This is a genomic window from Mariniflexile sp. TRM1-10 (genome assembly GCF_003425985.1).
In the GTDB taxonomy this organism is placed as follows: Bacteria; Bacteroidota; Bacteroidia; order Flavobacteriales; family Flavobacteriaceae; genus Mariniflexile.
The window spans coordinates 859,446-873,774 of record NZ_CP022985.1; the positions used below are offsets into that span (position 1 = coordinate 859,446).

14 protein-coding genes are annotated in these 14,329 nt (G+C 34.3%); 5 read left to right on the forward strand and 9 right to left on the reverse strand.

Features of this window, described 5'->3' with window-relative positions; genetic code table 11:
• Positions 1-48: 48 nt before the first annotated feature.
• Both CJ739_RS03975 and CJ739_RS03980 read left to right on the forward strand, forming a co-directional pair.
• Positions 49-1,488, forward strand: coding sequence for an SLC13 family permease (locus tag CJ739_RS03975; RefSeq protein WP_117172748.1), 1,440 nt, complete (start codon positions 49-51; stop codon positions 1,486-1,488).
• A 301-nt stretch (positions 1,489-1,789) separates the two neighbouring features.
• Positions 1,790-2,239, forward strand: a complete 450-nt coding sequence (locus CJ739_RS03980) for a Na(+)-translocating NADH-quinone reductase subunit F (RefSeq protein ID WP_117172749.1) — start codon at positions 1,790-1,792, stop codon at positions 2,237-2,239.
• Between the two features lie 65 nt (positions 2,240-2,304).
• Here CJ739_RS03980 and nqrF read toward each other — a convergent pair whose 3' ends face one another.
• The 6 genes from nqrF to CJ739_RS04010 form a co-directional block, all read right to left on the reverse strand.
• Positions 2,305-3,612, reverse strand: coding sequence for an NADH:ubiquinone reductase (Na(+)-transporting) subunit F (gene nqrF, locus CJ739_RS03985; protein ID WP_117178713.1), 1,308 nt, complete (start codon positions 3,610-3,612; stop codon positions 2,305-2,307).
• 1 nt (position 3,613) lies between these two features.
• The gene (gene nqrE, locus CJ739_RS03990) at positions 3,614-4,330 is read right to left on the reverse strand and encodes an NADH:ubiquinone reductase (Na(+)-transporting) subunit E (RefSeq protein WP_117172750.1); all 717 of its coding nucleotides are present in this window, start codon (positions 4,328-4,330) and stop codon (positions 3,614-3,616) included.
• A 101-nt stretch (positions 4,331-4,431) separates the two neighbouring features.
• Positions 4,432-5,076, reverse strand: a complete 645-nt coding sequence (locus tag CJ739_RS03995) for an NADH:ubiquinone reductase (Na(+)-transporting) subunit D (protein WP_117172751.1) — start codon at positions 5,074-5,076, stop codon at positions 4,432-4,434.
• 3 nt (positions 5,077-5,079) lie between these two features.
• Positions 5,080-5,829, reverse strand: coding sequence for a Na(+)-translocating NADH-quinone reductase subunit C (locus tag CJ739_RS04000; RefSeq protein ID WP_117172752.1), 750 nt, complete (start codon positions 5,827-5,829; stop codon positions 5,080-5,082).
• Between the two features lie 2 nt (positions 5,830-5,831).
• A complete protein-coding gene (locus CJ739_RS04005) occupies positions 5,832-7,058 on the reverse strand; it encodes an NADH:ubiquinone reductase (Na(+)-transporting) subunit B (protein ID WP_117172753.1) in 1,227 nt (408 codons plus the stop codon).
• A gap of 70 nt (positions 7,059-7,128) precedes the next feature.
• Positions 7,129-8,484: a Na(+)-translocating NADH-quinone reductase subunit A gene (locus tag CJ739_RS04010; protein WP_117172754.1), complete on the reverse strand. Its 1,356-nt coding sequence runs from the start codon at positions 8,482-8,484 to the stop codon at positions 7,129-7,131.
• Between the two features lie 155 nt (positions 8,485-8,639).
• Here CJ739_RS04010 and CJ739_RS04015 point away from each other — a divergent pair, with 155 nt between their 5' ends.
• Both CJ739_RS04015 and apaG read left to right on the forward strand, forming a co-directional pair.
• Positions 8,640-9,899 carry a type IX secretion system plug protein gene (locus tag CJ739_RS04015; protein ID WP_117172755.1) on the forward strand — a complete coding sequence of 420 codons (1,260 nt, stop codon included), beginning with the start codon at positions 8,640-8,642 and terminating at the stop codon, positions 9,897-9,899.
• 106 nt (positions 9,900-10,005) lie between these two features.
• A complete protein-coding gene (gene apaG, locus CJ739_RS04020; protein ID WP_117172756.1) occupies positions 10,006-10,392 on the forward strand; it encodes a Co2+/Mg2+ efflux facilitator ApaG/CorD in 387 nt (128 codons plus the stop codon).
• Positions 10,393-10,433: 41 nt separating this feature from the next.
• Here apaG and obgE read toward each other — a convergent pair whose 3' ends face one another.
• The 3 genes from obgE to CJ739_RS04035 form a co-directional block, all read right to left on the reverse strand.
• The gene (gene obgE / locus CJ739_RS04025; RefSeq protein WP_117172757.1) at positions 10,434-11,432 is read right to left on the reverse strand and encodes a GTPase ObgE; all 999 of its coding nucleotides are present in this window, start codon (positions 11,430-11,432) and stop codon (positions 10,434-10,436) included.
• Between the two features lie 46 nt (positions 11,433-11,478).
• A complete protein-coding gene (locus tag CJ739_RS20740; RefSeq protein ID WP_117172758.1) occupies positions 11,479-11,619 on the reverse strand; it encodes a PLDc N-terminal domain-containing protein in 141 nt (46 codons plus the stop codon).
• 93 nt (positions 11,620-11,712) lie between these two features.
• Positions 11,713-12,822, reverse strand: a complete 1,110-nt coding sequence (locus CJ739_RS04035) for an adenylate kinase (RefSeq protein WP_117172759.1) — start codon at positions 12,820-12,822, stop codon at positions 11,713-11,715.
• Between the two features lie 226 nt (positions 12,823-13,048).
• Between CJ739_RS04035 and CJ739_RS04040 the strand changes: the two genes are divergently transcribed.
• Positions 13,049-14,203, forward strand: a complete 1,155-nt coding sequence (locus CJ739_RS04040) for a 5-(carboxyamino)imidazole ribonucleotide synthase (protein ID WP_117172760.1) — start codon at positions 13,049-13,051, stop codon at positions 14,201-14,203.
• Positions 14,204-14,329 lie beyond the last annotated feature (126 nt).

Here is a 14,329-nt window from a genome sequence, read left to right on the forward strand (position 1 = left end):
AACCATATCCAACTAAATTGTGATTAATATGATTAATCGAACACTTTCATGACAAATCATTCCTATTCAAAAAAAATAGGCCTTTTCTTAGGTCCGGTTTTATTTACCATTGTTCAATTTTTACCTTTTGATATTATTTCCAACCATGCAGATACCGTTATAGCAACGGCTTTGTGGATGGTTTGTTGGTGGATTACCGAAACGGTTTCTATTTCGGTAACTGCACTATTACCATTATTATTATTTCCACTTTTTAAAGTCATGCCCATTGAAGCTGTTGGAGCTAACTATGGTAGCCCCATTGTATTTCTGTTTTTTGGAGGCTTTGTTTTAGCATTGGCACTCGAAAAAGTGAATCTTCATAAACGAATTGCATTAAGCATTATTAAAAAAACAGGCACCACGCCCAATAAAGTAGTCCTTGGTTTTATGATTGCAACGGGGTTTATGAGCATGTGGATAAGCAACACTGCATGTACGGTTTTTATGCTACCAATTGCTATGTCGGTTATACAATTGCTTATCGATGATGCTGATGGCTTTACAAAAAACGACCAGAATTTTGCCATAAGTGTCATGTTAGGCATTGCTTTTGCTGCCAATGCTGGCGGTATTGCAACTGTTATTGGTACACCGCCAAATTCTATTTTGATTGGCCTATTGGAAAACGAATATCATATTGAAATTTCGTTTTTTAAGTGGATGCTTATAGGCTTACCGTTTTCAGCACTATTAATTACTATTATTTACTTTATTCTGGTCAAGGGATTTTTCCCTAACAGGGGTTTAAAGTTTAACGCTTCAAAAGAAGTGATTGATTTGGAACTAAAAAAACTAGGCAAAATTTCTCCGAAAGAAAAGCAAGTTCTCACCATATTTAGTGTGGTTGTATTTCTTTGGATTTTTAGAAGCCTGATAAACTCATTAATCCCCAATCTTGCTTTATCGGACACGATGATCAGTATTTTTGGTGCATTGGCGCTATTTGTAATCCCATTTAATTTAAAAAAAGGCGACTTTATTTTACAGTGGAATGACACCCAAAAATTGGCTTGGGGCATTTTAATTTTATTTGGTGGTGGTTTAGCATTGGCAAACGGTATGTCTACAAGCGGCATTGTAGATATTATTGCAGCAAAAATCTCTAGCAGTAACATAAGTATTTTACTAATGGCATCACTTTTAATAACCTTAATGCTATTCATGACCGAGTTAATGAGCAATGTCGCTTTAACAGCGGTATTAGCACCTGTAGTGGCAGGAATTGCTCTGGGCTTAAATATCCCTATCCTTTACCTTTTAATACCTGTTACAATAGCCAGCAGTTGCGCTTTTATGTTACCAATGGCAACACCCCCAAATGCCATAGTATTTGCCAGTGGCTATATTAAAGTAAGCCAAATGGCAAGAGTGGGTGTTTTTATCAATTTAATTTCGGCCGGCTTATTAATCCTTATGTTTCAATTTGTTATAGGTTTTGTATTCTAACTTTTTTAGGAAAAGTGTGGATTTTTCAATAACTTAGAAACTGTTTAAGTTTTGTTTATTGATGCTTTTTTAAATTATTTTTGGATCAGATAAGGCGGATTTTTTTTTAATAGCAGAGCTATTAGAAAAAAATCCAACGAAATATGGGTCAAAAAGAAACAAAAAATGGCTTTTAGATAAAATTTAAACAGTTTCTTAGATATAAAATTTTAAGCGATGAAACATCCATGCTAAAAACGCTTTTAACACACAGGAGCATGATTATGGATGCACCATCTGACCAATAAAGAAAAATAAACAGATGAAAACTTCCGTAAGATTAGATTTGGCTATAAAAAAACTTTATACTGCGTTTCATAATAACGAATTGCACCCTGAATGCTGCAGGCAATGTGCTGTTGGAAATATTTTAGATAATAAAGACAGTTGGAAACATCTTTCAGACCATCATGGTGCTATGGAACTAAATTATATTGGAAATGTTCACCAAACGTTAGGCAGAAAATTTAATGGCTATACCCCTTTGGAATTACTACAAATTGAAGCTACTTTTTTAAAAGCCTGTGGCTACCAACTTCCTCTTCACCATAAAAACAAAAAACCAAAGAACCCGACAGATAAAGACACATTATTTAACGGATTAACAGAAGTTGTCACCTTATTATGTGAGTTGGATACTATTCCTAATATTATGGATTACACGAAACTGTTTGAATTTGAAAATGAAAAACCTCGCTTTCAAATAGCATAAATTTGAGCATAAAAAAACCGATATGTAAAAAATATCGGTTTTTTAATATTATCAATTGAGGTGCTTTACCCACCAAAATCATCAAATCGGATGTGTTCATCTGGAATACCAAAATCTTCACCCATTTTTTGAACTGCTTTGTTCATTAATGGTGGTCCACAGAAATACAATTCAATATCTTCTGGAGATTCGTGTTTACTTAAATAATTATCAATAACACAGTTGTGGATAAATCCAACAAACCCATCACCTGGAGAATCAATATCAGCTTTTACTTTCCAGTTATCTTCTGGTAAAGGCTCAGACAATGCCAAATAGAATTTAAAGTTAGGGAAACTGTTCTCTAATTGTTTAAAGTGATCTAAATAGAATAACTCACGCTTAGAACGACCTCCGTACCAATAAGTCACTTTTCTACCTGTTTTTAATGTTTTGAATAAGTGGTATAAGTGCGAACGCATAGGCGCCATACCTGCTCCACCTCCAACATAAAGCATTTCAGAATCTGATTCGTTGATAAAGAATTCACCGTAAGGTCCTGAAATCGTTACTTTGTCGCCTTTTTTCTGATTAAATATATATGACGATGCAACCCCTGGGTTAACATCCATCCATCCATTTTTATTTCTATCCCAAGGTGGCGTTGCAATACGAACGTTCAACATAATTTCACGTCCTTCAGCCGGGTAAGAAGCCATAGAATAAGCACGCTCTACCGTTTCAGCATTTTTCATTACTAAACTCCACAAACCAAATTTATCCCATTCTGCCTGGAATTTATCGGGGGTTTCGTGTTCCTCTGGATGTGCTGTAATATCCATATCTGAATATTTTACTTCACATGGTGGAATTTCAATTTGTATATATCCACCAGCTTTGTAACCCATATCTTCAGGAATCTCTACAACAAATTCTTTTATAAATGATGCTACGTTATAATTACGGACAACGGTTGCTTCCCATTTTTTAATTCCAAAAACCTCTTCTGGAATGGTAATGTTCATGTCTTGTTTTACTTTAACTTGACAAGCCAAACGTGCACCATGTTCCAACTCTTTACGAGTAAAATGTGGTGTTTCAGTTGGCAATGCTTCACCACCGCCAGATAACACATGACACTCACACTGTATACAAGTTCCACCACCACCACAAGCGGATGGCAAAAATATTTTTTGATTACCCAAAGTTGATAATAGACTGCCTCCAGAAGCTACTTCAATTTCCTTTTCTCCATTAATGGTAATCTTTACGGGGCCTGAAGGTGATAATTTTTGCTTTACTACTAATAATAATGCTACCAATAACAGCGTAATAATTAAAAAAGCTGTAACTGTTGCTATTACTGTTCCTAATGTACCTGCGGCTAAAATTATATTACTCATTGTCTTTTATATTGTTAGCTAACACTTTATCTTCTTTTTCTACTTTAGAATCAACTTTCACAGTTTTTTCTTCTTGTTTAACAGCCTCATCACCACCTGTTAACATACCACCAAAACTCATAAAACCAATAGCCATTAAGCCTGTAATGATGAATGTAATACCCAAGCCTCTTAAGGCTGGTGGTACATTAGAATATCTGATTTTTTCACGAATAGCTGCAATAGCAAGAATGGCTAAAAACCAACCAATACCAGAGCCAACACCATAAACAGTAGCCAATCCTAAAGTTGGGATTTCACGTGATTGCATAAATAAAGACCCTCCTAAAATAGCGCAGTTTACGGCAATAAGTGGTAAAAAGATACCAAGAGAGTTATATAATGATGGTGAAAATTTCTCTACCACTATCTCTACCAATTGTACCATTGTTGCAATGGTAGCAATAAACATGATAAACGATAAGAAACTTAAATCATAATCTGCATATTCTGCTCCTAACCATTTTAAAGCACCTGGTTGTAACAAATATTGATCTAACAACCAGTTTAATGGCACTGTAATGGCCAAAACGAAAATAACGGCTGCACCTAAACCTACTGCGGTATTTACTTTTTTAGATACAGCAAGGTAAGAACACATCCCTAAGAATGTTGCAAACACCATGTTATCTATAAATATTGATTTTAAAAATAATTCTAAATGTTCCATTTTATAAGTTATAAGTTCATAAAGTTTAAAAATGCCTAAAGTTATTTATCCGTATTCTTAACTTTTAACTTTAAGTACTTAAGGCACTTTCTACTTTAATTTTAGTCTTCTATTAATGCTTTATTTCTACTACGTTGTACCCAGATAATAATTCCAACAACCATTAAAGCCATTGGTGACAATAGCATAAATCCATTGTTTTCATATCCAATAGCATATAAGCCCGTTTTCTCGATAGGATCTCCTAAAACTTTAAAACCTAATAACGTACCCGACCCCAATAACTCTCTAAAAAAGCCAACAATTACAAGTATTAAACCATATCCAGCAGCATTGCCAATACCATCTAAAAACGAACGCCAAGGACCATTTGCTAATGCAAAAGCTTCAAAACGTCCCATGATGATACAGTTTGTAATAATTAGTCCTACGAACACAGATAGTGTTTTGCTTAGCTCATAAGAATATGCTTTTAAAATTTGATCCACTATAATTACTAGAGCAGCTACAACAACAAGTTGTACTATAATTCTAATTTTTGAAGGAATAATGTTTCGCATTAACGAGATAACCACGTTACCTATAGCTAATACAGCCATTACCGATACTGCCATTACTATAGATGCTTTTAATTGCGCCGTAATAGCTAATGCCGAACAAATACCTAATACTTGAATAGTAATTGGGTTATTATCAGCTAATGGATCGGTGATTAACTTTGAATCTTTTTTTGATAAAAGTGCCATAACTTAATTGTTTTTTAAATTATCAAAATAAGGTTTGTAAAGCTTTAAATCGCTTTTTATCATTGCTGTAACGCCATCACCTGTAATGGTTGCTCCTGCAATAGCATCTACCTCATTATCTGTTTTATTTTCATTCTTTGGATCGGCATTGCCTTTTGCAACAACGACCCCAGCAAAATCACCTTCATCGGTTAGCAAATGTTCACCAATAAAGTCGTCCATAAAAAAACGTTCTTTAATATTGGCTCCTAAACCTGGTGTTTCGCCTTTGTGATCAAAATAAGCTCCTTGAATAACCATGTTTTCATCTAAAGACACATAACCCCAAATGGCATCCCAAAGTCCTTTTCCATAAATTGGGATAACATAAAAGGTGTTTCCGTCTTTTTCACCAACAAATAAAGGCAGCCTTCTAACACCTCCCGATTTGGCTTTAGCTTTTTCTTTTTTAATATCTATTAAATAAGCTTCTTTATCTTCAGAAACATTAGATCCTTCAATAACCAATTGCTTTTTAATATATTTTTCAAATAGTTCAGCGGCGTCACCTGTTGACACAAAAACAGCGCTTCCTTCTGTATTATCATTCACACCCATAGCATATAGAATATTTTGTTGCTTTTCTATACGTTGGTTTTCAGTGATTTTTGGTTTTAATGACGCTGCCGTAAATGCTAACAAAGCACCAACAATAAGTACCATGCCTATAGCAAATATAATGGTATATGAATTTTTGTCTGTTCTATTTTCCATCGTTAAGCCGTTTTTATTTTTAAACGTTTCATTCTTTTCTTCACATTACCTTGAACCACATAATGATCGATTGTTGGCGCAAATACATTCATTAATAAGATAGCTAACATCACTCCTTCTGGATAGGCTGGATTAAATACACGAATTAGGATAGATATAAATCCTATTAAAAACCCATAAATCCATTTTCCTTTATTGGTTTGCGACGCTGTTACAGGGTCGGTAGCCATAAATACGGTACCAAATGCAAATCCTCCAAGTAATAAGTGCTCCCAAAATGGTGTGCTCATTAAACTGTAAAACTTACTGGTTTCTGTAATAACACCAGCATCAACAATTTGATTGAATATAAGCCCCATTACTATAGCGCCAAGAGCTGATGACAACATAATTCTCCAGCTTCCTATTTTAGTGAATATTAAGAATAGCCCACCTAATAATATTAGTAATGTTGATGTTTCTCCTACTGAACCAGGAATAAAGCCTAAGAACATATCCCAAGTTGAAAAAACAACCTCTTTCCCTTGTGCAAAACTACCTAAAATAGTTTCTCCAGAAATAGCATCTAGGTTGGCACCTGCTGCAATTTCATTTGTTCTTTCTACAGCTCCTTCAACCCATACTTTATCTCCAGACATCCAAGTTGGATATGCGAAGAATAAAAAAGCCCTAATAGTAAGTGCTGGATTTAAAATATTCATTCCGGTTCCACCAAAAACCTCTTTTCCTATGACCACACCAAACACTACGGCAACAGCCAACATCCAAAGTGGAATATCAATAGGTACAATAAGTGGTACTAACATACCTGTTACCAAGTAACCTTCTTCTACTTCGTGTTTTTTAATGATGGCGAATAAGAATTCTATTCCTAAACCTACACCATAAGACACTATAACTAATGGTAGCACTTTCCAAAATCCGATTAAGAAATTATCTAAAGTCCAGAATTCCGCACTAAAAAAACCTCCTGCGACCGCTTGAATATCACCGACTGCTAAATTATGTTGGTATCCTGCATTAAACATTCCGAAAATCAAACATGGTACCATCGCCATAATAACGGTATTCATGGTACGTTTTAAATCGTCGGCTGCTTTTATATGAGTCCCGTTATGTGTGGTCTCATTTGGTAAGTATAAAAAAGTATGAAGCGCATTAAACGCTGGTGCCATTTTTGACCCTCTAAACTTTCTTTTTAAAATATGTAATCGTGTCTTTAAATTCATCTTATATATTTTTCATTTCATTGCATTCAATGAATAATTTTATACATTTTTCATTGCATTCAATGAATAATTACCCAATTTCTTTAAGCATTACATCTAGTCCTTTTCTAATAATCTCTTGATGTGGTTGTTTAGAAACACATACAAATTCGGTTAACGCAAAATCTTCAGGTGCCACTTCGTACATACCCAAAGCTTCCATTTCATCTAAATCATTATACATACAAGCTTTTAAAATTTGCATGGGATAAATATCTAAAGGAAATACTTCTTCATAACTACCCGTTACTACAAACGCACGGTGTTCACCATTAGTATTTGTATCTAAATCGTACTTTTTATTTGGGTTCAACCATGAAAAAGTAAACGCTCTTGTTGTAGATACTTTATCAAATACAGGTTTGTTCCATCCAAAAAGCTCATAATCATCGCCTTCAGGTATTACCGTAATGACGTTACTGTAATAATCCAAATAGCCATCTGGCTTAATATGTTTTCCGCTTAACACATTCCCAGAAATAACACGTACATGTGCTTTTTGTGGAATCCCTTTATCATAAATCATAGTTGCAACTTCACTACCAATTTTGGTCGTAAAATATCTTGGTCTTTCTATAGAAGAACCCGCCAATGCCACTATACGTTCTGAATTGAATCTACCTGTTAAAAGCAATTCGCCTATAACAACCAAATCTTGCGCAGCAACTGTCCAAACAACTTCGCCTTTATTTACAGGATCCACTCTATTAATCAATGTACCAACATTCCCTGAAGGATGCGGTCCCGATACTTTATGTAATGTAATACCAGACAAACCTGCTAATGGTGAAGTAGATTTAGCACCAACCGACACATGTACTTTCCCCTCGGTAAGTTTACCCAATGCCGTTATAGCTGCTTGCAATGCTGCTTCTTTTCCTTTAAGTGTAAAATCCAAATCGGCAGCTAAAGGTGCGCTAGCATAACCCGAAATAAAAATAGCCTTAGGCGATTTATCCGGATTTGCAATCACATCATACGGTCGCTGTTTTACAAAAGGCCAACAACCAGTAGCTAATAAATGTGCTTTCACCTCATTTGGCTTAGCGGCATCTACATTAAACACCCCATTATCTTGATAGGTCTGCTCTTTGTCTGCTTGTAATTTAATTGATAGTATTCTGCGTTTTTCACCACGGGCAATTTCAATAATTTCGCCAGAAACTGGAGAAACAAACTTAACATTTTCGTTAGACTTATCGTAAAATACAGGCTCACCTGCTTTTACTTTAGTTCCAACTTTAGAAATTAACTTAGGGATAACGCCATGGAAATCTTCAGGCCTTAAAGTATAAAAGTTGCTTAAAATAGCCTTTTCCAAGGTTTTTTCAGCTTCACCTTTAAGTTTAATGTCTAGACCTTTTTTAATGCGAATGTCGTTTGACATATTATTTATATTGAAATTATTTGTCTAAAAATCGGTGCAAAAATACAAATTAAAAATACAGTTTACATAATAAATACTTAGATTTTTTTTGATTCAAATTGAATATATTTATTAGGCATAAAATTTGTGTATATTTACAAAAAACTACTATTAAAATGTCTTTATTAACATATAAATATATCCTTCTTTTATTTCCATTACTTGTTCCCATAGCTTCCTTTTGTCAAGTTAAGGAAGTTAACCCACCAAACTATATTAAAACCATCAATTTCAAAGGGAATACACCCGAAACACAATTACCTATTTTAAAACTTGGTGAATATGTTATTCTAGAATTTGATGCGCTTAACGGAAATGAAGATGATTATTACTATAAAATTGAACACTACAACTACGATTGGACTCCTTCGGTTTTAATAAAATCGGAATATATGGATGGCTTCGACAACCAACGCATTAGAAATTACGAAAACTCACTTAATACCTATCAAATATATTCGCATTACCAATTAACCATTCCTAACGAGCAAACTAGACGTTTAAAAATATCGGGAAATTATTTGTTAAGCATTTTCAACAGTAATGATGAGATTGTATTTTCAAGAAAATTTATGATTTACGAAGACTTAACAGCTATTGGCGTAAATATAAAACGGGCTCGTGATGTTCAATTTATAGAAGAGAAACAACGAGTCGAAATTATTATTACTTCAAATAATATGCAGTTAAATAATCCTTCACAAACTGTAAAAACAGTTATTGTTCAAAACAACAATTTAAATACTGCCATTAGTAATTTAAAGCCACAATATACCCTTGGAAATCAACTTATATATAAGTACGATACCGAAACCAGTTTTTGGGGAGGCAATGAATATTTGTTTTTTGAAAACAAAGATGTTAGGGCAGCCAACACGGGTATTAGAGCCATCGATTTACAAGAACTGTATCACAACTATTTATTTACAAATGTTGAACGTGCCAGCAAGCCTTATACTTACAACCCCGATATTAACGGCAATTATGTAATAACCGTTTTAGATGCTGAAAACCCTAGTATTGAAGCCGATTATGTCTGGATACATTTTTCACTAGTGCCAACCGAAGCGTTTAAAAACAAAAACGTGCATGTGTACGGAAACTTTAACAATTATGTCATTGACGAAAGCACTAAATTAATATATGATGAACGCCATAATGTTTTAAGAAACGCCATACTTTTAAAACAAGGGTTTTACAATTATAAATTTGTAACAGTAGACAGCAATGGCAGTTTAAATGAAGGCGCGATAAGTGGCAATTTTTATCAAACCGAAAACAACTATAAAGTGATTGTATATTACAGAGATTTAGGAGCGCGTTACGACAAAATAATAGGCATAGGCGAAGGCAGTTCGGTTAATATCTCGAATTAAACATACCGTTTAACTAATATTTCAATCAAACACAGTAAAAATCAATAATTACCACTTAAAATTTAGTATTTTAGCAGTATAAACACATTGTAAACCAATAGTTAACATGGTTCAACAAGTTACAAGAGGGATAAAAATTTCGGTGGAAACCACCTACGAAGGCTCATTTTATAAAAATTATAAAATACAATATGCTTTTGGCTATATCGTAACTATTGAAAATCAAAGTAAAGACTCTGTTCAACTTAATGCACGTCATTGGGAAATTCTAGACGCATTAAATAATGTTGAAATTGTTTCTGGCGAAGGCGTTATTGGCAAAAAACCTGTTTTAAAACCAGGTGATTCACACACCTACACCTCGGGTTGTTTACTAACCTCTCCATTTGGTGCTATGAAAGGGTACTATAGCATGGTAAACTTTACCACTACCAAAAACTTTAAAGTAACCATACCTACCTTTAAGCTAAGCGCTCCTTTTGCTATCAATTAGTTTTGTAATTACTATTAGAGTCAACTAATTAAATAACAAAATTAATTATTTAACATTTTCCAGAGCTTATCTTTTAACTCGGTGATGCCTTGTTGAGCCACCGACGAAATAAACAGATATGGAATTGGCAACTCGTTATCCAATAGCTCTTTCAATTCTGCTTTTAATTCATTATCCAACATATCACATTTTGAAATGGCAATGAGACGATCTTTATCAAGCATTTCTGGGTTGTAGCGACGCAGTTCGTCTAATAAGATATCATATTGCTTTTTAATATCTGGCGCATCGGCGGGAATTAAAAACAACAAAATGGAATTACGCTCAATATGACGCAAAAAGTAATGCCCTAGTCCGCGACCTTCAGCAGCACCTTCAATAATTCCGGGAATATCTGCCATCACGAAAGTTTGAAAATCACGATATTTCACAATTCCTAAGTTGGGCTTCAGCGTTGTAAACTCGTAATCGGCAATTTTTGGTTTTGCGGATGTCACCACAGATAATAAAGTTGATTTTCCCGCATTTGGAAAACCTACCAAACCAACATCGGCAAGTACTTTCAACTCCAAAGTAATATGCTTTTCTTCGTGCGGGATACCTGGTTGTGCATAACGAGGTGTTTGGTTAGTAGCCGTTCTAAAATGCCAGTTACCTAAACCTCCTTTACCACCTTCGGCTATAATTTTTTCTTCACCATGTTCGGTGATTTCAAAAATAATATCGTTGGTTTCGGTATCGCGAACCACGGTTCCTAAAGGCACATCAACGTATTCGTCTACACCATCAGCACCAAAACTACGGCTGCTCCCACCGTGCTCACCATGACCTGCACGGATGTGTTTTTTAAACTTTAGATGAAGAAGCGTCCATAGATTTGAATTGCCTCGAAGAATAACATGACCACCACGACCACCATCGCCCCCATCGGGTCCTCCTTTTTCTATAAATTTTTCACGATGTAAATGTGACGATCCTTTACCTCCGTTTCCAGAGCTAACAAACATTTTTACGTAATCAACAAAATTTCCTTCGGTCATTATTTAAGTTAAAAGTTATGAGTTAAAAGTTAAAAGTTATTTACTCTTACACTTTAACTTTATTTTTTAAGCGCTTAGGTCTTCCAATAATAAAATAGAGAATTGGTTCAAAAAAAAAAAAAAACAATGTAACTGAAACCCAAATTAACTTATCATTATTCTTAAAATCATTCTTTAGAACACTAATTAAAACTTATTATAGGTAATAAAATATTGCTATTAAAATGGTTTGCCATAATCTAAAGAAAAACTAAAATCCCCTAATGTGTTCATGAATAAACTACAAATTATCAATAATATCACTTAAACGCAAGGTAATTTCGTCTATGCTACCTACACCATCAACACCAAAATATTTATTTTGAGCCGAATAGTAATCTTTTAAAATAGCTGTTTTATCGTAATACTCTTTAATGCGATTTCTTATAATAGATTCGTCTGCATCATCAGCTCGACCACTAGTCTTTCCTCTACCAATAAGGCGTTCTACTAAAATTTCATCATCAACTTCTAAAGCAACCATAGCGCTTATTGAAGAATCTTTGCTCTCCAATAATTTATCTAAAGCTTCAGCTTGTGCATTAGTACGTGGAAATCCATCAAATATAAAACCATTAGCTGAAGCATTTTTTTCAACTTCCGCATTTAACATATCAATCGTTACCTGGTCTGGAACCAACTCGCCTTTATCCATATACGATTTAGCCAACATACCTAAAGCAGTTTCGTTTTTAATATTGAATCTAAAAACATCGCCTGTAGAGATGTGCACTAAATTATATTTTGTTTTTAAAAATTCTGCTTGCGTGCCTTTTCCAGCGCCTGGAGGTCCAAATAGTACTAAATTTGTCATGAATTGTGTTTCTTTTATTTGATAGACTTCTGGTATATTTCTTCCTAACCCATCATAGTCTAAGCCATAGCCTACTATAAATTTGTTTGGAATTTCTATACCTATATAATGTAGTTTATAATCTTTTTTATAAGCTTCGGGCTTGTAAAACAAGGTGGCTATTTTTAACGATTTCACCTGTTCATTTTTAAAAATACGGTGCACTTCTGCCAACGTATTTCCAGTATCAATAATATCTTCTAAAACAACAACTGTGCGCCCTGTTAAATCTTGTGTCAACCCTATTAAACGCTGAATATCTTCGGTAGATTTAACGCCTTCATACGATGCCAATTTAATAAACGTTACCTCACATGGTTTCGGGTACTTTTTTACAAAATCGCTCACCACCATAAACGAGCCATTTAAAATACCAACAAACACAGGAATTTCGTCTCCAACATCGTTTGCTATTTCGTTTGCCATACACTCCATAGCCGCATCTATTTCCTTAGCGGAAATAAATGGTTTAAAATATTTGTCGTGTAGCTTTATCACAGTTAGTCATTTTTGGAAGCTGCAAAGATAATCAATAGATTAAGTAATAACGATTTTTTGAATTACGATTTAGGCACAAATTGATATTTAAGTGTATTTTTGCATTGCATTAAACGATTTTAGCATTAAAAGCACATGAACCGAGCCATAATAATTATTTTAATAGTTGTTAAAATAATTTTATGGCAAACTCATGTGACCTATAAAAAACAATAGAAACAAACGCATGAATTACTTTTCTTCAAATTTTAAACTTGGTATTCTTGGTGGTGGTCAATTAGGTAAAATGTTACTTAACGACACTCGAAAATTTGATATTTACACCTGTGTTTTAGATGCGAGTAATGAGGCTCCTTGTAAAATTGCCAGCAACGAATTTCATTTAGGCGATTTAATGGATTTTGAAGCGGTTTATAATTTTGGAAAACAGGTTGATGTGCTTACAATTGAAATAGAAAACGTGAATGTTGATGCGTTAGAAGCACTTGAAAAAGAAGGCAAAAAGGTATATCCATCTTCAAAAACATTGCGTACCATTCAAAATAAAGCAACTCAAAAACTATTTTACGTAGATCATAATTTACCAACAGCACCGTTTTCACGATTTGCTTATACATCTGAAATTAAAGAAGCTATTAATAATGGTGGTTTATCACTTCCTTTAGTTTGGAAATGTGCGCAATTTGGATACGATGGTACTGGGGTTAAAATCGTAAAAACGATTCAAGATTTAGAAGGATTGCCTAATGTAGAATGTATTGCAGAAAACTTAGTGCCTTTTAAAAACGAATTGGCTGTTATTGTAGCTCGTAACGCATCGGGGGAAACCAAAACATTTCCAGTTGTTGAAATGGAATTTCACCCAGAAGCCAACCAAGTAGAATACGTTATTTGCCCTGCAAGAATCCCGGAGGCTGTTGCAAAAAAAGCGGTAGAAGTCGCCTTAAAAACTTCAAAAGCTTACAATCACGTCGGATTATTGGCTGTTGAAATGTTTCAAACGCAAAATGATGATATTTTAATAAACGAAGTGGCGCCAAGACCACATAATTCTGGTCATCAAACTATTGAAGCAAGCTACACGTCTCAATTTGAACAACATTTAAGAGCTATTTTAAATTTGCCTTTAGGAAGAACCGATAGCAAAGTAGGCGGTGTCATGGTAAATTTGGTGGGCGCCGAAGGTTTTAGTGGCAATGTTGTTTATGAAAATATGGAAGCCATTATGAATTTAGAAGGAGTTACACCACATATTTACGGCAAAAAACAAACCAGGCCTTTCAGAAAAATGGGACATGTAACCATTGTGAATGAAGATTTAAACGAAGCGCGACGTATTGCCGAAGAAGTTAAGAAAACCATTAAAGTAATAAGTGAATAATTATATCCCCCTAGTGCAGTCAAGGGGTTTTATATATTAAGTTTTAGAATTTAGGTTTCGACCAGGTTCCTTTAGATTTGTTTTAATGAATTTAACGACAACTTTTTGTATTTTTGAATAAAACAC

Excerpts from the sequence above, each read along its gene's own strand:
- CJ739_RS04040 (WP_117172760.1), top strand. The coding sequence starts at position 13,049 with ATGAATTACTTTTCTTCAAATTTTAAACTTGGTATTCTTGGTGGTGGT.
- CJ739_RS04015 (WP_117172755.1), top strand. The coding sequence starts at position 8,640 with ATGTCTTTATTAACATATAAATATATCCTTCTTTTATTTCCATTACTT.
- CJ739_RS04000 (WP_117172752.1), bottom strand. The coding sequence starts at position 5,829 with ATGGAAAATAGAACAGACAAAAATTCATATACCATTATATTTGCTATA.
- nqrE (WP_117172750.1), bottom strand. The coding sequence starts at position 4,330 with ATGGAACATTTAGAATTATTTTTAAAATCAATATTTATAGATAACATG.
- obgE (WP_117172757.1), bottom strand. The coding sequence starts at position 11,432 with ATGACCGAAGGAAATTTTGTTGATTACGTAAAAATGTTTGTTAGCTCT.
- CJ739_RS03995 (WP_117172751.1), bottom strand. The coding sequence starts at position 5,076 with ATGGCACTTTTATCAAAAAAAGATTCAAAGTTAATCACCGATCCATTA.
- CJ739_RS04010 (WP_117172754.1), bottom strand. The coding sequence starts at position 8,484 with ATGTCAAACGACATTCGCATTAAAAAAGGTCTAGACATTAAACTTAAA.
- CJ739_RS03980 (WP_117172749.1), top strand. The coding sequence starts at position 1,790 with ATGAAAACTTCCGTAAGATTAGATTTGGCTATAAAAAAACTTTATACT.
- CJ739_RS03975 (WP_117172748.1), top strand. The coding sequence starts at position 49 with ATGACAAATCATTCCTATTCAAAAAAAATAGGCCTTTTCTTAGGTCCG.
- apaG (WP_117172756.1), top strand. The coding sequence starts at position 10,006 with ATGGTTCAACAAGTTACAAGAGGGATAAAAATTTCGGTGGAAACCACC.
- CJ739_RS04005 (WP_117172753.1), bottom strand. The coding sequence starts at position 7,058 with ATGAATTTAAAGACACGATTACATATTTTAAAAAGAAAGTTTAGAGGG.